This is a genomic window from Sphingomonas sp. PP-CE-1A-559, from assembly GCF_004340965.1.
In the GTDB taxonomy this organism is placed as follows: domain Bacteria; phylum Pseudomonadota; class Alphaproteobacteria; order Sphingomonadales; family Sphingomonadaceae; genus Sphingomonas.
The window spans coordinates 201,778-218,799 of sequence record NZ_SLYA01000004.1 but is presented as its reverse complement, the minus strand read 5'-3'; the positions used below and the strand labels follow the sequence as shown (position 1 = coordinate 218,799).

18 protein-coding genes are annotated in these 17,022 nt (G+C 66.6%); 17 read left to right on the top strand and 1 reads right to left on the bottom strand.

Annotated features, from left to right (window positions below; translation table 11 throughout):
• Positions 1-81: 81 nt before the first annotated feature.
• On the bottom strand, positions 82-786 hold the full coding sequence (gene radC / locus C8J42_RS14470; RefSeq protein WP_133020616.1) for a DNA repair protein RadC: 705 nt from the start codon (positions 784-786) through the stop codon (positions 82-84).
• Between the two features lie 86 nt (positions 787-872).
• On the opposite strand from radC, the gene C8J42_RS14465 reads away from it, so the two are divergent.
• The 17 genes from C8J42_RS14465 (at position 873) to C8J42_RS14380 (ending at position 16,998) form a co-directional block, all read left to right on the top strand.
• Positions 873-4,040 (top strand): YdbH domain-containing protein, encoded by a 3,168-nt coding sequence (locus C8J42_RS14465; protein ID WP_243644450.1) that lies wholly within the window; start codon positions 873-875, stop codon positions 4,038-4,040.
• A 47-nt stretch (positions 4,041-4,087) separates the two neighbouring features.
• Entirely contained in the window at positions 4,088-4,264 is a 177-nt protein-coding gene (locus C8J42_RS14460) for a YnbE family lipoprotein (protein ID WP_082444354.1), read from the top strand.
• A 1-nt stretch (position 4,265) separates the two neighbouring features.
• On the top strand, positions 4,266-4,646 hold the full coding sequence (locus C8J42_RS14455; RefSeq protein ID WP_093399745.1) for a YdbL family protein: 381 nt from the start codon (positions 4,266-4,268) through the stop codon (positions 4,644-4,646).
• A 294-nt stretch (positions 4,647-4,940) separates the two neighbouring features.
• Positions 4,941-5,267 carry an AtpZ/AtpI family protein gene (locus C8J42_RS14450; protein ID WP_133020615.1) on the top strand — a complete coding sequence of 109 codons (327 nt, stop codon included), beginning with the start codon at positions 4,941-4,943 and terminating at the stop codon, positions 5,265-5,267.
• Positions 5,268-5,337: 70 nt separating this feature from the next.
• A complete protein-coding gene (locus C8J42_RS14445) occupies positions 5,338-6,096 on the top strand; it encodes a F0F1 ATP synthase subunit A (RefSeq protein ID WP_060527334.1) in 759 nt (252 codons plus the stop codon).
• Positions 6,097-6,135: 39 nt separating this feature from the next.
• Complete coding sequence (locus C8J42_RS14440) at positions 6,136-6,363, top strand: F0F1 ATP synthase subunit C (protein ID WP_055873230.1); 228 nt, start codon at positions 6,136-6,138, stop codon at positions 6,361-6,363.
• Positions 6,364-6,417: 54 nt separating this feature from the next.
• Positions 6,418-6,912, top strand: coding sequence for an ATPase (locus tag C8J42_RS14435; RefSeq protein WP_056065115.1), 495 nt, complete (start codon positions 6,418-6,420; stop codon positions 6,910-6,912).
• A gap of 37 nt (positions 6,913-6,949) precedes the next feature.
• Positions 6,950-7,522: a hypothetical protein gene (locus tag C8J42_RS14430; protein WP_243644477.1), complete on the top strand. Its 573-nt coding sequence runs from the start codon at positions 6,950-6,952 to the stop codon at positions 7,520-7,522.
• A 156-nt stretch (positions 7,523-7,678) separates the two neighbouring features.
• The gene (locus C8J42_RS14425) at positions 7,679-7,999 is read left to right on the top strand and encodes an SMR family transporter (protein WP_133020613.1); all 321 of its coding nucleotides are present in this window, start codon (positions 7,679-7,681) and stop codon (positions 7,997-7,999) included.
• A gap of 305 nt (positions 8,000-8,304) precedes the next feature.
• Positions 8,305-10,230, top strand: coding sequence for an excinuclease ABC subunit UvrC (gene uvrC, locus C8J42_RS14420; RefSeq protein ID WP_056055419.1), 1,926 nt, complete (start codon positions 8,305-8,307; stop codon positions 10,228-10,230).
• Between the two features lie 155 nt (positions 10,231-10,385).
• The gene (locus C8J42_RS14415) at positions 10,386-11,363 is read left to right on the top strand and encodes a polysaccharide deacetylase (RefSeq protein ID WP_133020612.1); all 978 of its coding nucleotides are present in this window, start codon (positions 10,386-10,388) and stop codon (positions 11,361-11,363) included.
• Between the two features lie 119 nt (positions 11,364-11,482).
• Positions 11,483-12,214: a DNA repair protein RecO gene (gene recO / locus C8J42_RS14410; RefSeq protein ID WP_133020611.1), complete on the top strand. Its 732-nt coding sequence runs from the start codon at positions 11,483-11,485 to the stop codon at positions 12,212-12,214.
• Positions 12,215-12,255: 41 nt separating this feature from the next.
• The gene (gene leuB, locus C8J42_RS14405; RefSeq protein ID WP_133020610.1) at positions 12,256-13,302 is read left to right on the top strand and encodes a 3-isopropylmalate dehydrogenase; all 1,047 of its coding nucleotides are present in this window, start codon (positions 12,256-12,258) and stop codon (positions 13,300-13,302) included.
• A 10-nt stretch (positions 13,303-13,312) separates the two neighbouring features.
• Positions 13,313-14,410: a glycosyltransferase family 2 protein gene (locus C8J42_RS14400; protein ID WP_133020714.1), complete on the top strand. Its 1,098-nt coding sequence runs from the start codon at positions 13,313-13,315 to the stop codon at positions 14,408-14,410.
• A gap of 208 nt (positions 14,411-14,618) precedes the next feature.
• Entirely contained in the window at positions 14,619-15,824 is a 1,206-nt protein-coding gene (locus C8J42_RS14390) for an aminotransferase class I/II-fold pyridoxal phosphate-dependent enzyme (RefSeq protein ID WP_060527159.1), read from the top strand.
• Positions 15,821-16,219 (top strand): Co2+/Mg2+ efflux protein ApaG, encoded by a 399-nt coding sequence (gene apaG, locus C8J42_RS14385; protein ID WP_056488567.1) that lies wholly within the window; start codon positions 15,821-15,823, stop codon positions 16,217-16,219. The genes C8J42_RS14390 and apaG overlap by 4 nt, the downstream gene beginning before the upstream one ends.
• A complete protein-coding gene (locus tag C8J42_RS14380; RefSeq protein WP_133020609.1) occupies positions 16,216-16,998 on the top strand; it encodes a LysR family transcriptional regulator in 783 nt (260 codons plus the stop codon). Before apaG ends, C8J42_RS14380 begins: the two co-directional genes overlap by 4 nt.
• Positions 16,999-17,022: the final 24 nt, after the last annotated feature.

Here is a 17,022-nt window from a genome sequence, read left to right as displayed (position 1 = left end):
TGCAATTCCTTTGCCGTGACAACGAAGATACGGATGAAAAGGCACGAGGAGTTTCGGATGTTTCTCCTTTATCTGATTGCGTCAGATCAACCCTTGCGCACGCAGGCTGACATGGCCGCCGGTACCCATCACGATATGGTCGTGGACGGTAATGCCGAGCCGCTTGCCCGCCTCAGCGATCGTCCGCGTGATGTCGATATCGGCACGGCTGGGGGAGGGGTCGCCGCTCGGGTGATTGTGCACGAGGATGATCGACGCGGAGCCCAGGTCGATCGCGCGGCGGATGACTTCGCGGACATACACCGCGGCTTGGTCGATCGAGCCCTTGCTCATCACCTCGTCGCGAATCAGCATGTTCTTGGTGTTGAGGTGCAGCACGCGAAAGCGTTCGATCGCGTGATGCGCCATGTCCGCGCGGAGATAGTCGAGCAGCGCCTGCCAGTTGGCGAGCACCGGGCGGTCGCTGACGTGCGACTGGAGCAGGCGGATCGCGGCGGCGTGTGCGATCTTGATCGCGGCGGTCGAGATCTCGCCCATGCCCTTCACCCGGCCGAGCGCCTCGGCATCCGCGGTCAGCACCCCACCGATCCCGCCGAACTCGCGCATCAGTGCCTTGGCGAGTGCCTTGGTGTCGCCGCGCGGGATCGCGATCGCGAGCAGATATTCGATGAGTTCGTGATCGAGCAGCGCGTCGCTACCGCCTTCGAACAGGCGTTTGCGAAGGCGACCGCGATGGCCTTTCAGATCGTCCCCCCGGACGTCAGCGTCTTCGTCCGGATCGGTCATTTTGCGATGCTAGCACATCCCTGGGCAATTGCATGACGCCCTCGCTCCCGCCTATGCAGGCCTTGAAAGCGTGGCGGAGTGAGTTGGTGACCGAGACGAGCGAGACGGGGGCCGACCCCGGGGCCGATCCTCGCCGTCCTGCGACTGCCCGCCGCATTGCGCTGGGGATCGCGCTGCTCCTGATCGCCGCGCTGGTCGTGCTGTGGCTGGTGCGGAAGCCGGTCGCCGAGGGATTCATCGACCGTGAACTTGCCAAGGTTGGCGTGCCCGTGCGGTACGACATTACCGACCTCGCACTGGGTTGGCAGCGACTGAGCAACGTCGTGATCGGCGATCCGGCGCATCCCGATCTCGTGGCGGACTGGGTCGAGACGCGGACCGGCGTCGGGTTGTCGGGGCCGTATCTGGAGGGCGTGCGCGCGGGGAAGGTCCGGCTGCGCGGGCGGCTGGTGGACGGGAAAGTCTCGCTCGGCGCGATCGACAAGCTGCTGCCGGCGCCGTCGGGGAAGCCGTTCGCGTTGCCCGCGCTCGACGTATCGGTCGCCGATGGGCGCATGCGGCTGGAGACGCCGCAAGGGATCGTCGGACTGAAGCTCGCCGGTTCCGGCAAGCTCGACGACGGGTTCCGCGGTACGCTGGCAGCGATCAGCGAGCGGCTCGATGTCGGCGGGTGCGTGATCGATCGGCTCGCGGCAACGGTGAAGCTACGGATCGACGCGGCGAAACCGACGATCACGGGGCCGGTGCGCGTGTCGCGGCTCGCCTGCGGGACGACGCAGGCGGAGCGGATCGTGGCGGATCTGGACGTCGGCCTCTCCGCCGCGCTCGATCGCTGGCAGGGTAAGGCGACGCTCAAGACAGGCGCGGCCCGGACGCCGGGTGCGACTTTGGCGGGTGTCGGGGGCACGATCGACTTCACCGGAAGCGCGGCGACGACCGGCGGCAAGGCGAACATCGCCGCCGATACCGTTCGCACGATCGAGGGCGGCGCGCGGCGGGTTTCGTTCGCGGGCACCTACCGGATCGGGCAGCAGATCGCGTTCGACGGGCGCGTCCAGGCGAGCGGGGCGGCAGTGGCGCAGAAGCGACTCGCGGGACTGACGGGCATCGGTGATGCGGGCGCCGGGACGCCCGTCGCGCCGTTGGCTAAAGCGGTAACGCAGGCGGTCCAGAAGGCCGGCCGCGGATTTGCCGCTGACGCCGACCTTCGCGTGCGGGTCAACGGTGGGCGCGGCCAGGCCGTGCTGTCGCGTCTGGCGCTCGCGTCCGCCAGCGGTGCGCGAGTGGCGCTCGGCGGCGGAACCGGGGTCGCGTTCGGTTGGCCGAACGGCGGCGTCCGGCTCGACACGGTACTAGCGATGCGCGGCGGCGGCTTGCCCGAGGCGCGCGTGTCGCTGGCGCAGGCGAAACCGGGCGCGGCGATCCGCGGCGTGGCCACCATCGCGCCTTATGCGGCGGGTAGCGCGCGACTGGCGCTGACGCCCGTCACCTTTAGCGCCACGCCGGGCGGGGCAACCTCGATCGCGACGCGTGTCACGCTCGGGGGATCGATCGGTGCGGGCGGTCCCGGCAACCGGGTCGATGGCCTGTCGATGCCGGTTGGGGCGCTGTGGAACGGTCGCGGGCGGCTGGTCGTCAACACCGGTTGCACGCCGCTTGCCGTGCAGCGTCTCGCGATATCCGGGCTTGTGCTTGATCCCTCGCGGCTGACCTTGTGCCCGCTCGATGGCGCGCTGGTGCAGGTCAACGGCGCACGGGTTAGCGGCGGCGCGAAGATCGCCGCGGCCAAGCTGGGTGGGCGACTCGGCACTACCCCGATCACGCTTGCCACCGCGGGAGCGACCGTGCGGCTGGCGGATCGCGGCTTTGCCATCGATGGCGTGCAGACTCGAATCGGCGCGCCCGAACGCATCACGAAACTCGATTTCGCCACCGTCACGGGCCGCATGACCGGGCAGGGCGTGGCAGGCGCGTTCACGGGCGGCTCGGGTCAGATCGCCAACGTGCCGCTGTTGCTCGGCGATGCGGCAGGCGACTGGACGCTCGTCAATGGCGCGCTGAACCTCGCCGGCGCGATGGGGGTGTCCGATGCCTCGCCGACGCCTAGGTTCAAGCCGCTCGCCGCGCGTACTGTGACTCTCGCGCTGGTCAACGGCACGATCACCGCGGCGGGCACGCTGTTCGAGCCGACCACCAACACCAAGGTCGCCGACGTCACCCTGACCCACGCACTCGGCGCCGGCGCCGGCAAGGCCGACCTGAATGTCCCCGCGATCGCGTTCGCCAAGGACAAGCTGCAACCCGACGCGCTAACCCCGCTGACCTTCGGCGTGATCGCCGATGTCAACGGAACGGTCAGCGGTGAGGGGCATATCGCCTGGAGCCCCGACGGCGTGACGAGCACCGGCGTGTTCCGCACCGCCGGCACCGATCTCGCCGCCGCATTTGGTCCCGTCACGGGAATCGCCACCGAGATCCGCTTCACCGACCTGCTCAACCTCCAGAGTGCACCGGGGCAGGTAGCGACGATCCGCACGCTCAACCCCGGCATCCCGGTCAGCGACGGCACGATCCGCTACCAGACGCTGCCCGGCGCGCGCGTGCAGGTCGAGGGCGGGCGGTGGCCGTTCGCGGGTGGATCGCTGACGCTCGATCCTACGCTGCTCGATTTCTCCGCCCAGTCCGAGCGGCGGATGACGTTCCACGTCGCCAACATGGCGGCCGACCAGTTCTTGCAACAGTTCGATTTCAAGAATCTCGATGCGACCGGCATCTTCGATGGCGTGCTGCCGATGATCTTCGACGAGACCGGCGGCCGGATCGAGGGCGGCGACCTGCGCGTCCGGCCGGGCGGCGGCACGCTCGCCTATGTCGGCGATCTCAGCCAGAAGGATCTCGGCGTCTGGGCGAACATCGCGTTCCAGGCGCTGAAGTCGCTCCGCTACCAGTCGTTGCGAGTCGGCATGAACGGGCCGCTCGCGGGCGAGATGGTCACCGACGTGCGGTTCGCCGGGATCAGCCAGGGCGAGGGGGCAAAGGCGAACTTCATCGTCCGTCGCCTGCAGAAACTGCCGTTCATCTTCAATATCCGGATCAAGGCGCCGTTCCGCGGGCTGCTCGATTCGGCGCAGAGCTTCTACGATCCGAAGCGGCTGATCCAGCGCAACCTGCCGGCTTTGCTCCAGCAGCAAGCCGCGCCGCCGGCTCCTAAACCCCCGACCATTCAGCCTCCCGCAAGCAGGATCGTGCCATGACCGAAACAGGATTGAAGAAGCTGGAGCAAAGGCCGATCTTGCGCAGGATGACGAGGACGATCGCGATTATCGGGCTGACGGCGGCCTTGCCGGGCTGCATCAACGTGTCGGCGCCCGACAAGCCGATCGAGATCAACCTCAACATCAACGTCACGCAGGAAGTGGTCTATCGTCTCGATGGCGAGGCGAAATCGTTGATCCAGCAGAATCCGGGGATATTCTAAGATGAAGACCAAGGTCCTTATGATGGTTGCCGCAGCGGCGGCTCTCGGTGGCCTGTCTGTCGCGGCAACCGCGCAGCGCGATCCGGCCTACGCCGCGGCGCGTGCCGGGGGCGAGGTCGGCGAACAGCCCGACGGCTATCTCGGCCTGGTCGGTGCCGCGAGCGGCGACCTGCGTGCGCTCGTCAACAACATCAATATCCAGCGCAAATCGGCGTACACGGCAAAGGCGCAGGCGAGCGGCGCGACGGTCGAGCAACTCGCCTTCACCAGTGGTTGCAACCTGATCATGCAGACCAACCCCGGCGAGAAGTACAAGACTCCGAACGGCGTCTGGAAGACCCGCACCGCCGGCGCGCCCGAACGCGATTCGCGCTGCGTTTGACCTAACCTGCTCCCCTCCCTGACAAGGGAGGGGTTGGGGGTAGGTCGGATGCTTGGGGACCGTGACGCCAGCCAACTGGCCGACCCACCCCCGGCCCCTCCCTTCCTGGGAGGGGAGAAGAAGTCGCCTTCCTCATATTCAGTGCCGTCGCGCCAATCCCATCCGCCGCCTCGATTAATGACACCCCTGTCACACCGGTTGACTTGCCCCCCCCCCTTTTCTAAACGGACCGCGCCTTGGCGGGATCGCTCGTCGCTGCTTGCTTCCTCCCCCGATGCGAAATCAGGTGGAGGAATGTGCGTGGCGGAGATCGAACCCGGACAGGACCCCCAGGGTGTTGAAGATCCGCGACTTTCCGCGCTCGATGAGCGATTGCGAGAGGCGCAGCATCGGGAAACGCTGACAAAGGGGCAGAAGGGGGCGGATGCCGAGCGGGGGTACTCGCAAGGCAATCGCGTCATTTCCGCTCTCATCGGGAGTCTTGTCGGCAGTGCGCTGATCGGGTGGTTGATTGACCATTGGTTCGGCACTGGCCCTTGGGGACTGATCGTGCTGCTGTTCCTCGGGATAGCGGTCGCGTTCAGGCAGATCATTCGAATTTCAGGCGAACGCCCGGAGTAACCGGGCGTTTGTCGTATCAAGACGGCAGGGATTCCACGTGGCGGCAGAACAGGGCGGCAAGATCGATCCGATGCACCAGTTCCTGATCGAGCCGGCGTTCGGCTCGCACTGGATCGTTGGTGGCTATGACCTGTCGTTCACCAATTCCGCATTGTGGATGGTGGTGACGCTGGTCGCGCTTTGGGCGTTTATGATCGGCGGTATGAAGCGTGAGCTCGTCCCCGGTCGCTGGCAGATGGCGGTCGAGGGATTCACCGGCTTCATCTCGGGCATGCTCGAGCAGAATGTCGGCCCCGGCGGCAAGCGCTTCGTGCCGTATGTCTTCTCGCTGTTCATGTTCATCCTGTTCGCGAACATCATCGGGCTCCTGCCGTTCGGCATCGTCCCCGGCGTGCATCCGTTCACCGTGACCAGCCACATGACCGTCACCGGCGTGCTGGCGCTGATCAGCTTCGCGATCGTGCTGCTCGTCGGCTTCGGTAAGCACGGCTTCCACTTCTTCTCGCTGTTCGTGCCGAGCGGCACACCCGCACTGATGATCCCGCTGATCTTCGTGGTCGAGCTGATGTCGTTCCTGGTGCGTCCGTTCTCGCTCGGTCTGCGACTGTTCGTGGCGATGACCGCAGGCCATATCCTGCTCAAGGTGCTGGCCGCGTTCGTGATCAACGGCCTGAACCTCGGTGGGATGTACATCGGCCTGGTGACCGCGCCGAGCATGCTGCTGATGATCGGCATCACGCTGCTCGAGCTGCTGGTCGCCGCGATCCAGGCATACGTGTTCGCGTTGCTGACGTCGGTCTATCTGAACGACGCGGTTAACCTTCACTAAGTTTTCTATTTACCAACTGATTTTCAAAGGGAATTTACCATGGACGCACAAGCAGCAAAGATGATCGGTGCCGGCCTCGCAGCGATCGGCATGGGCCTCGCGGCACTCGGCGTGGGCAACGTGTTCGCCCAGTTCCTCGCCGGCGCTCTCCGCAACCCGGGCGCAGCCGACAGCCAGCAGGGCCGTCTGTTCATCGGTTTCGCAGCAGCCGAGCTTCTCGGTCTGCTCGCCTTCGTCACGATGATCATCCTCGTGTTCGTCGCCTAACAACTCGCTGAATTGGCCGGGCGACCGCGCCCGGCCGTTTCACGAAGGACCGACATGCCCCAGATTTCCCAGATAGCCGCTACCTACGCCTCGCAGATCTTCTGGCTGCTCCTCACCTTCGGCATCCTGTATTTCGGGATCGGCAAGGGAATGGTGCCGAAGATCGTGTCCAACGTGGACTCGCGCGAAGGCCGAATCGCGGGCGATCTGGCGGCAGCGGTCGCTGCTCGTACGCAGGCCGATACGGTCCAGGCGAACTGGCAGGCCGAAATGGACGCGGCCCGCGTCGCGGCGCAGGCCGAGACGGCTGCCGCTGCGAAGCGTGCGGCGACCGCATTCGAGCAGCAGGTCCATGCGGCCGACGCCGAACTCGCCGAGCGTCTGGGTCATCACGATCTGGCGGTCGCGAACGCTAAGGCCGAGGCGCTCTCGAACTTGCAGGGTGTCGCCGCCGAAGCAGCACAGCAATTGGCCGCCAAGGTAGCCGGCCTCCAGGTCAGCCTGGACGCGGCGACCGACGCGGTACGCAGGACGACGGCGCATGGCTAATCCAGATTCGGCCGCAAAGGTCATCCACGGCGAGGGCATGGCGCCCGAGGGTGCGATCGACAATCAGGGCCTCCAGGGTCACACGGCCGCACCCGGCGGCGTCGAGCATGTGCCCGATCCGACCGCGCTCGGCCTGACCTCGACCGGCTGGGTCGCGGTGGCGATGATCGTCGTCATCCTGCTGATGATCTGGAAGAAGGTTCCAGGGATGATCGGCAAGATGCTCGACACGCGCATCGCCGGCATCCGTACGCAGCTCGACGAAGCCAAGGCGCTCCGTGCCGAAGCCGAAGCGATCCGCACCGAGTATGAGGCAAAGGCCAAGACCGCGCACGTCGAAGCCGAAGCCATGAAGGCCCATGCCCACACCGAAGCCGCGGCGATCATTGCCAAGGCGAAGGCTGGTGCCGAAGACCTGATGACCCGCCGCGCGAAGATGGCCGAGGACAAAATCGCCGCTGCCGAGCGCGCCGCAATCGCCGAAGTCCGCGCGCGGGCGGCTGATGCTGCGGCGAAGGCTGCCGGCATCCTCATCGCCGAGCATCACGACGCTGCCGCCGACCGCATGATGGTCGACCGCTCGATCTCCGGCCTCAGCCGCCTGAACTAATTCTATTCCTCTCCCCTCGGGGGAGAGGAAGGGGCCCGCTGCGAAGCAGTGGGAAGGTGAGGGCACGCCCCTCCCACGACCCATCATTATCGACGGCCGTCTCTTCTCGGGTTTCCGGCGGCCGAGTCTCCAATCTGAGCCCGTTGGAGATCATTCATGTCCTGGCTCATCCTCGCCGTCGCGGTCGTCACCGAAATCTGCTGGGCGCTCAGCCTCAAATGGGCCGCCACGCTCGCCACCTGGCAGGCTTCCAGCGTTCCGATCGTCCTCAGCTTCGTCAACATGGGCCTGCTCGCGCTCGCGATGCGCGGCCTCCCAGCGGGCACCGCCTACGCGATCTGGACCGGCGCAGGCGCGATCGGCGTGATCATCGGCGGCGTCATCCTGTTCGACGACAAGGTCAGCGGCATCCAGGCCTGCTTCATGGCCGTGACCGTTGTCGGCATCGTCGGCACCAAGGTCTTCGCCCAAACCTGACCTTCTGCCTTCGCCCGTAGGGCGCGTAAGATTGATTCACGCTAAGGCGCGAAGGCGCGAAGAAAAGGTGGGTTCACGCGGAGACGCGGAGCCGCGGAGGTGTTGCGGCTCGGGATGATGTACCGAGCAGCCACGAGCGGATGTAAGCCTTCGGCAGCGTGAGAGCGAACGCCGGGCGCTCGAACCTTCTCTCCGCGGCTCCGCGGCTCCGCGTGAACCAACTCCTCCCTTCTCTTCGCGCCTTCGCGTGAACATCACTGTCTTAAGCTGGCATAACCCCCTCGCACTCCCTAGATTCCTCAGCGATGTCCTCCCCCAATTCCCCCGACCGGTTCAACGAAGACAAGTCCACATTCGCGGTCCGCGGTGGTGGTGAAGCGCCAGATCTCGCGGCCGGCGTGGCGGCCATCCGCAACGTGCTCGATACGCTGCCGATCCGCCCCGGCGTCTACCGGATGCAGGACGCGCGCGGCGACGTGCTCTACGTCGGCAAGGCGCGTGCGCTGCGGAACCGCGTCGCGAACTATGTCCAGGTCGAGCGGCTGACCAAGCGCCTCCAGCGGATGGTGTCGCAGACCCGGTCGATGACGATCGTCACCACCAACAACGAAGCCGAGGCGCTGCTGCTCGAATCGCAGCTCATCAAGCGCTATCGCCCCGCCTACAACGTGCTGTTGCGCGACGATAAGAGCTTCCCGTTCATCCTCTTGCGCGACGACCACGCCTTCCCGCGCGTCCAGAAGCACCGCGGCGCGCGTCGGGCGAAGGGCAATTACTATGGTCCGTTCGCCAGCGCCGGGTCGGTCAACAACACGCTCAACGCGCTCCAGAAGCTGTTCCTCCTGCGCAGCTGCACCGACAGCTTCTTCAAGACCCGCGACCGCCCATGCTTGCTCTATCAAATCAAGCGCTGCTCGGCGCCGTGCGTCGGCCGGATCGACGAGGCCGCGTACCGGGAACTGACCGAGGATGCGAAGGCGTTCCTCGGCGGCAAGTCGACCGGCGTGCAGGCCAAGCTCGGCGCGCAGATGCAGGCCGCCGCGGAGAACATGGACTTCGAACTCGCGGCGCTGCTCCGCGATCGGCTCCGTGCGCTCACCTTCATCCAGGGCACGCAGGCGATCAACGCGGAAGGGGTGGGCGACGCCGACATCTTCGCGATGGCGTGCAAGGACGGGCTGATCGGCATCCAGGCGTTCTTCATCCGCGGTGGCCAGAACTGGGGGCATCGCAGCTTCTTCCCGCAACATACCAACGACGTCCCCGAGGACGAGGTGCTGACCAGCTTCCTCGGCCAATTCTACGAGGAGGTCCCGCCGCCCAAGCAGATCCTGCTCGACCGCGAACTGACGGAAGGCGCGCTGCTTGCAGAAGCACTAGGCGAACGCGCCGGCTACAAGATCGCTTTGCAGGTCCCGCAGCGTGGCGATCGCCGCCGCCTGATGGACCAGGCCAAGCGCAACGCGATCGAGGCGATCGAACGCAGGCAAGCCGAATCGACCACGCAGGCCAAGCTGCTTCGCGAAGTCGCCGACCTGTTCGACCTCGCGGAGCCACCCGAGCGCATCGAGATCTACGACAACAGCCACATCCAGGGCACCGCCGCGACCGGCGCGATGGTCGTCGCGGGGCCCGAAGGCTTCCGCAAGGGTCAGTATCGAAAGTTCAATATCAAGAACAAGGATACCGCGCCGGGCGACGATTTTGCGATGATGCGCGAAGTGTTCACGCGGCGGTTCTCGCGCGCGCAGGCCGAGGACCCCGATCGTGATTCGGGCGATTGGCCGGACCTGGTGCTAATCGACGGCGGCAAGGGCCAGCTCAACACAGTGAAGGCCGCGCTCGAGGAGATCGGCGTCGAGGACGTGTGCCTCGTCGGGATCGCCAAGGGCCCGGAGCATGGCCGCGATGGGCGAGAGGTGTTCCACATGCTCGACGGTCGCGAGTTCCAGCTCCCCGTCAACGCCCCGGTGCTGTTCTACCTCCAGCGCCTGCGCGACGAGGTCCACCGCTTCGCGATCGGCGTCCACCGCGACAAGCGCAGCAAGGCGATCGGCGCCAGCCCGCTCGACGAAGTCCCCGGCATCGGCCCCGCGCGCAAAAAGGCGTTGCTGATGCACTTCGGCACCGGCCGTGCGGTCCGCAACGCGAGCTTGCAGGATCTTCAGCAGGCACCCGGCGTATCGGCAGGCGTCGCCCAGCAGGTCTACGACTTCTATCATTCACGGTAGCCGCATGGACTTGGCCGTCGATCGAGAACACACAGATGGTCGTGCGGACCTAAAGACGATGACGTCCCGGATCGGGAAAAAATTATAACCCAAATCAAGTTGATTTGTATAAAATCGCGACGCCATTTTCACTACTGATTGTTACATACTAATCCGTGACTACGCCTGTCTTCCTGACCATCGATACCGAGTTCGCGTGGCGCCACCATGCCGCCGGTCTGGATTGCGACGCGATCTACGCGCGTTCGCTGGAGCCGGCGGGGGTCGGTCTGGGGTATCAACTTGCGGAACTCGCCCGGCACAATCTGAAGGCGTGTTTCTTCGTCGATCCGATGCCCGCGATCACGTTTGGGCCTGCCCCCATCCGCCGCATGATCGAGACGATCCTGGACGCCGGCCAGGAGGTCCAGCTCCACCTCCACCCCAACTGGACCAGCGCGCGGGCGGGCGATCGCGGCGTCGCGCACGACCGGTTCCAACTGTACACGTACAGCCTTGCCGAGCAGACCGACCTGCTCGTTCGCGCGACGGAATTGCTGGTCGAAGCCGGCGCGCCGCACCCGATCGCGTTTCGCGCAGGGAGCTATGCCGCGAACGACGACACGCTGACCGCGCTCGAAGGCCTGGGCTTTGCCTATGACAGCAGCCACAACGGGTCGGAGGCGCCGCACACCAGCCGTATCTCGCTTCCCGCCCGCCAGATCGCCCCGGTCCGCCGCACGAACGGCACCGGCATCGTCGAAGTCCCGGTGACGGTGATCGAGGACCTCCGCGGCAGGATCCGCACCTTCCAGCTCTGCGCCTTGTCCGCGGGCGAAAGCTACGACGCGCTCGAACATGCGGCGGTGTCGCACCATGCCGCGGTGACGATCGTCAGCCACGGCTTCGAACTCGCCAACCGCCGCGGCACACGCGCGAACGCGGTCCATGTCCGCCGCTTCCAGGCGTTGTGCACCATGCTCGCAGAGATGCGTGACGTGCTGCCGACCACGCATTTCACTGATCGCCCGGTGCTCGAACTCGACCGGCGCGACGTCCCGCTCGGCCCCGACCCGGTGCGCACGCGCTGGCGACAAGCCGAACAGCTGTGGTCGAACTGGATCTCGGAACGCCCCCGGTCGCGGCGCACCTGACACGCGTCGGTCGTGGCACAGAGGGTTCGGTTCGGCTTGCGAACGCTCGGCGTGACGGCGGAGCCTATCCGCGGCTAAATCTCTCTTCTCCTTCGAGCGAGAGCGGTACAGGGTAACCCATGCACCTCCGCGCCTCCGCCATCGTCGTCGCCGTTCGCCAGCATGGCGAGCATGGCGCGATCGTGCGCGCGCTGACCCGGAACGATGGCGTGCAGCCTGGCTACGTCCGCGGCGGGCGGTCGCGCGCGATGCGGCCGGTGCTGTTGCAGGCGAACGTCATCCAAGGCGAGTGGCGTGCGCGGACCGGCGAGCAACTGGCCTCGCTGACCGCCGAGCTGATCCACAGCCGCGCGACGCTGCACGGCGAGCCGCTCGCAGCCGGTGCGCTCGAATGGGCGACTGCGCTGGCCGCCTCCGCTCTCCCCGAAGCACAGCCCTATCCGCAGATCCACGACGCGCTCGACGGCGTGCTGGGTGCGATCGAGAGCGCGCCATCCGCCCGCGGCTGGGCGGCGGCGCTGGTCCGGTACGAATTACTGGTGCTGGCTGAACTGGGGTTCGGACTCGATCTCGACCGCTGCGTCGCGACCGGGGCAGACGACGATCTCGGCTTCGTATCGCCAAAAAGCGGCGCGGCCGTCTCGCGCGGGGCGGCGTTCGGGTATGAAAGCAAGCTCCTGCGATTGCCGCAGTTTCTGATGATCGGCGGTGAAGCCGACTGGCCCGACATCTTTGACGGCCTGCGCCTCACCGGTCACTTCCTCGCTCGTGACATCCTCGTCGACCGTCGCGCCGATCCGTTGGCGGCGCGCGACCGGCTGGTCGATCGCCTGAAAAGGGCGGTTGCGTGAGCGCGCACCGCCCGGCAAGGGGCCGCGCAGGAGAAACGCACATGCCCTTGATCGCGATACTGGCCGGCGACGGCATCGGACCCGAAGTCACGGCGGAGGCGCGTCGTGTGCTCGATACGCTCGGCCTCGACCTGACCTATGAGGAAGGCCTAGTCGGCGGTGCCGCGTACAAGGTGGTCGGCCATCCGCTGCCGCCCGAGACGCTCGATCTCGCCCGCCGCGCCGATGCGATCCTGTTCGGTGCGGTCGGCGATCCCGACTGCGACGCGCTCGAACGCCAGTTCCGCCCCGAACAAGCCATTCTCGGCCTGCGCAAGGACCTCGGCCTGTTCGCGAACCTGCGTCCCGCCAAGCTGTTCGCCGGGCTGGAGGACGCTTCCGCACTCCGCCCCGAGATCGCGCGGTCGATCGACATGGTCATCGTCCGCGAACTGACCGGCGACGTGTATTTCGGCGCGAAGGGCATCCGCACGACCGCCGACGGCCTGCGCGAAGGCCATGACGAGATGCGCTACGACGAGACCGAGATCGCCCGCATCGCTCGCGTCGGCTTCGAGACCGCACGCACCCGCAAGGGCAAGCTGCTCTCGGTCGACAAGGCCAACGTCCTGGAGACTTCGCAACTGTGGCGGGACGTCGTCATCGAGGTGTCTGCCGACTATACCGACGTCGAACTCAGTCACATGTACGTCGACAACGCGGCGATGCAGATGGTGCGCAATCCCGGCCAGTTCGACGTGATCGTCACCGGCAACCTCTTCGGCGACATCCTCTCGGACGAAGCGTCGATGTGCGCCGGCTCGATCGGCATGCTCCCGTCCGCCGCGCTGAACGGATCGAACAAGGGCATGTACGAACCGATCCACGGCAGTGCGCCCGACATCGCAGGGCAGGGCAAGGCCAACCCCTGCGCGGCGATCCTGTCCGCGGCGATGATGCTGCGTCATTCGCTCGACCTCCCCGACGCCGCCGACCGGATCGAGGCAGCGGTCGCGGCCGCGATCCTCGGCGGCGCGCGCACGCCCGATCTCGGCGGCACGCTGTCGACCCGCGACATGGGCGATGCAGTGCTGGCTAACCTCGTTTGACCGCCCAGTGATCGGTGACCTGCTGCAACTCGCGGTCGTCATCCCGACGTTCAACGAGAAGGCCAATGTCGCGACGCTTATCGCCAAGCTCGACCAGGCACTGGTCGGGCTGAACTGGGAGGCGATCTTCGTTGACGACGACAGTCCCGACGGCACCGCCGACGCCGCGCGCGAGATTGCCCGGCTCGACAAGCGGGTCCGCGTGATTCAGCGGATCGGCCGGCGGGGGCTGTCGTCGGCGTGCATCGAGGGGATGTGCGCGACCGCCGCGCCGGTCGTTGCGGTGATCGACGGCGATCTCCAGCATGACGAGACGCTATTGCCGGCGATGCTCGACCTTTTGAAGGACGGCGAGACCGACGTGGCGATCGGCTCGCGCTTCGTCAGCGGTGGCTGCACCGGCGAGTGGGACAGCGACCGCGTCGCCAAGTCGGCGCTCGCCACCAAACTGTCGCGCCGCGTGCTGAAGTGCGATCTCAACGATCCGATGAGCGGTTTCTTCATGATCCGCACCGACATCGTCCGCCACCTCTCGCCGTCGCTGTCGGCGATCGGCTTCAAGATCCTACTCGACCTTCTCACGGCCTCGCCGACGCCGCTGCGCTTCGTCGAGGTGCCCTACACCTTCCGCTGTCGCACCGAGGGCGAGAGCAAGCTAGATCACGTCGTCGCGATGGAATATCTGATCGCGATCTACGACCGGATGTTCGGGCGGGTCGTGCCGGTGCGGTTCGCGATGTTCTCGGCGATCGGCGTGCTCGGCGTCGGCATCCACATGGCGGTGCTGACCGCGTTGTTCGTCGGGTTCGGCGCGCACTTCCTGGTTGGCGAGATCGTCGCGACGCTGGCGGCGCTAACCTTCAACTTCTTCCTCAACAACGCGCTGACGTACCGTGACCGGCGGTTGAAGGGGTGGCGACAGCTGGTCGACGGCTGGGTGTCGTTCGCGGTGATCTGCTCGGTCGGCGCGGTAGCCAACGTCGGCATCGCCGCATTCCTGTACGAGATGCGCGACGGCGCGTGGGCAGCATCGGCACTGATCGGCGTGCTGGTCGGCGCGGTGTGGAACTACGCGCTGTCCTCGAAATTCACCTGGGGCCGCTACTAGTCGGAACTTGCCCCCCTCCCTGAAAGGGAGGGGCTGGGGGTGGGTAGGCCAGCTTGTGTCGCGACCGTTCCACGATCCGGAACCCGACCCACCCCCAACCCCTCCCTTCCAGGGAGGGGAGAATGACGCCCCCCGTAACAGGGGCACACACCTTCGACGCTTCTCCCCGGGCTTGTCATCGCGGCTCCCCCCCGGCAAAGCGGCGCGCATGAAGCGCAAGACCGGCCAGGATCGTTCGATCACTCAGAATTGGCGTCCCGCGACGCGCGCCATCCGCGGCGGCACCGCCCGCAGCGAATATGGCGAGACGTCGGAGGCGTTGTTCCTCACCTCGGGCTATTGCTACGACAAGGCAGGCGACGCCGCGGCGCGCTTTGCCGGCGAGCAGGAGGGGATGACCTATTCCCGCCTGCAGAACCCGACCGTGCAGATGCTCGAGGAACGGATCGCTCTGCTGGAGGGCGCCGAGGCGTGCCGGACGATGGCGACGGGCATGGCGGCGATGACCGCGTCGCTGCTGTGCCAGCTCCAGACCGGCGACCACCTCGTCGGCGGCCGCGCGGCGTTCGGCTCGTGCCGCTGGCTGACGGATACGCTGCTCCCGAAGTTCGGCATCGCCACGACGATCGTCGATGCGCGCGATCCGCAGGCGTTTCTCGACGCGGTCCGTCCCGAGACGAAGGTGTTCTTCTTCGAGACGCCCGCCAACCCGACGATGGACATCGCCGACCTCAAGGCGATCTGCGACATCGCGCGCGAACGCGGCATCACGACCGTGGTCGACAATGCGTTCGCGACGCCGGCGCTTCAGCGGCCGATGGAGTTCGGCGCGGACGTCACCGCGTACAGCGCGACCAAGATGATGGACGGGCAGGGCCGCGTGCTCGCTGGCGCGGTCTGCGGCACCGAGGATTTCATCACCAACACGCTGTTGCCGTTCACCCGCAACACCGGCCCGACGCTGTCGCCGTTCAACGCGTGGGTGGTGCTCAAGGGCCTCGAGACGCTCGACCTGCGCATCCACCGCCAGTCCGAGAACGCGATGAAGGTCGGCGAATTCCTTGAAGGCCGCGTCCCCCGCGTGCTGCATCCCTTTCTGCCGAGCCATCCCCAGCACGAACTGGCCAAGCGCCAGATGGACGCCTGCGGCCCGATCTTCGCGTTCGAGGTCGAGGGGCGCGAACAGGCGCACGCATTGCTCGACGCGCTCGAACTGGTCGATATCTCGAACAACATCGGCGACTCGCGATCGCTGATGACGCATCCCGCCTCGACCACGCACGCGAGCGTTTCGCCCGACAAGCAGATCGAGATGGGCGTGACTGAGGGACTGTTGCGGATCAACGTCGGGCTCGAGGATGCACAGGACGTGATCGACGATCTCGATCAGGCCCTGAGGCAGGCGGGCCTGTGAAAGCGCTGTTCCCCAACGCTGCGACGACCGATGGGGTGACGGTGCGCGTGTCGGTCAGCTATTTGCCCGAACAGTCCGAGCCCGAGCGTGGCCGCTGGTTCTGGGCGTATCACATCCGCCTTGAGAATGAGGGCACCGAGACCGTCCAGCTGCTTACCCGCCACTGGGTCATCACCGACGGCCGCGGCGCGCGGCATTCGGTCGAGGGCGAAGGCGTGGTCGGCGAACAGCCGGTGATCGAACCGGGCGCCAGCTTCGACTACGTCTCCGGATGCCCGCTCGCGACTCCGTCGGGCGCGATGCAGGGGAGCTACCAGATGGTCCGCGAAGACGGCGCCGTGTTCGCGGTCGAGATCCCCCGCTTCTCGCTGTTCGCCCCCGCGGTGCTGAATTGAAGCGCACGCATCTCCCGCTCAATGGCCTGCGCGTGCTCGACGCGGCGGCGCGGCATCTGTCGTTTACGCGAGCAGCCGATGAGCTGGCGGTAACGCCGGCGGCGGTTGGCCAGCAGATCCGCGCGCTGGAGGATACGCTCGGCGTCGTGCTTTTCCGCCGCACCACGCGCGGGCTCGAACTGACGCCTGAGGCGGAAGCGGGTCTCGGCGCGCTCCGTGGCGGGTTCCTCCAGTTCGAGGAAGCCGTGCGGGCGATGCAGGCGGGGCAGTCGTCGAAATCGCTGACGATTGCTGCGCCGCGCGACCTGACCGAGAAGTGGCTGATGCCGCGGCTCGCACAGATCGCCGAGGCGGATCCGGAACTCCGCTTCGTGCTGATCACCGCCGACGAGAATGTCGACTTCACCGAAGCCAATCTCGATCTCGCGATCCGCTGGGGCGATGGTCCGGGCGAGCACGAGGGCGAGGCGCTCGAGTCGGAGGGCATGGTGACGATCGCCAAGCCTGGCGCGGACAGCGAAGCCGCGATCGCGTGGTCGGGTGAGGACGGCGTCGCGCTGGTCCGCGTCACTGACGCCGGGCTCGCGATCGACGCGGCGGCGGCGGGGCTGGGGCGCGCAACGGTGCCGGAACTGCTCGCTCGCCGCGATCTGGCGCAGGCCCGCGTACGGCTTATCGGCGAGTCGCAGCCCTCGAAGGGGGGCTATTGGCTGGTTGCCCCGCTCCCGCAGTGGCGCCAGAAGAAAGTCCGCGCGCTCGTGGATGCTCTGACCGCGTGAGGCAACCCGGACGCAGACCGCGGC

Bases quoted from the DNA above. Each gene is read 5' to 3' on its own strand.
- radC (WP_133020616.1), bottom strand. From the start codon at position 786: ATGACCGATCCGGACGAAGACGCTGACGTCCGGGGGGACGATCTGAAA.
- C8J42_RS14460 (WP_082444354.1), top strand. From the start codon at position 4,088: ATGACGAGGACGATCGCGATTATCGGGCTGACGGCGGCCTTGCCGGGC.
- C8J42_RS14455 (WP_093399745.1), top strand. From the start codon at position 4,266: ATGAAGACCAAGGTCCTTATGATGGTTGCCGCAGCGGCGGCTCTCGGT.
- C8J42_RS14450 (WP_133020615.1), top strand. From the start codon at position 4,941: ATGTGCGTGGCGGAGATCGAACCCGGACAGGACCCCCAGGGTGTTGAA.
- C8J42_RS14445 (WP_060527334.1), top strand. From the start codon at position 5,338: ATGCACCAGTTCCTGATCGAGCCGGCGTTCGGCTCGCACTGGATCGTT.
- C8J42_RS14440 (WP_055873230.1), top strand. From the start codon at position 6,136: ATGGACGCACAAGCAGCAAAGATGATCGGTGCCGGCCTCGCAGCGATC.
- C8J42_RS14435 (WP_056065115.1), top strand. From the start codon at position 6,418: ATGCCCCAGATTTCCCAGATAGCCGCTACCTACGCCTCGCAGATCTTC.
- C8J42_RS14430 (WP_243644477.1), top strand. From the start codon at position 6,950: ATGGCGCCCGAGGGTGCGATCGACAATCAGGGCCTCCAGGGTCACACG.
- C8J42_RS14425 (WP_133020613.1), top strand. From the start codon at position 7,679: ATGTCCTGGCTCATCCTCGCCGTCGCGGTCGTCACCGAAATCTGCTGG.
- uvrC (WP_056055419.1), top strand. From the start codon at position 8,305: ATGTCCTCCCCCAATTCCCCCGACCGGTTCAACGAAGACAAGTCCACA.
- recO (WP_133020611.1), top strand. From the start codon at position 11,483: ATGCACCTCCGCGCCTCCGCCATCGTCGTCGCCGTTCGCCAGCATGGC.
- leuB (WP_133020610.1), top strand. From the start codon at position 12,256: ATGCCCTTGATCGCGATACTGGCCGGCGACGGCATCGGACCCGAAGTC.
- C8J42_RS14390 (WP_060527159.1), top strand. From the start codon at position 14,619: ATGAAGCGCAAGACCGGCCAGGATCGTTCGATCACTCAGAATTGGCGT.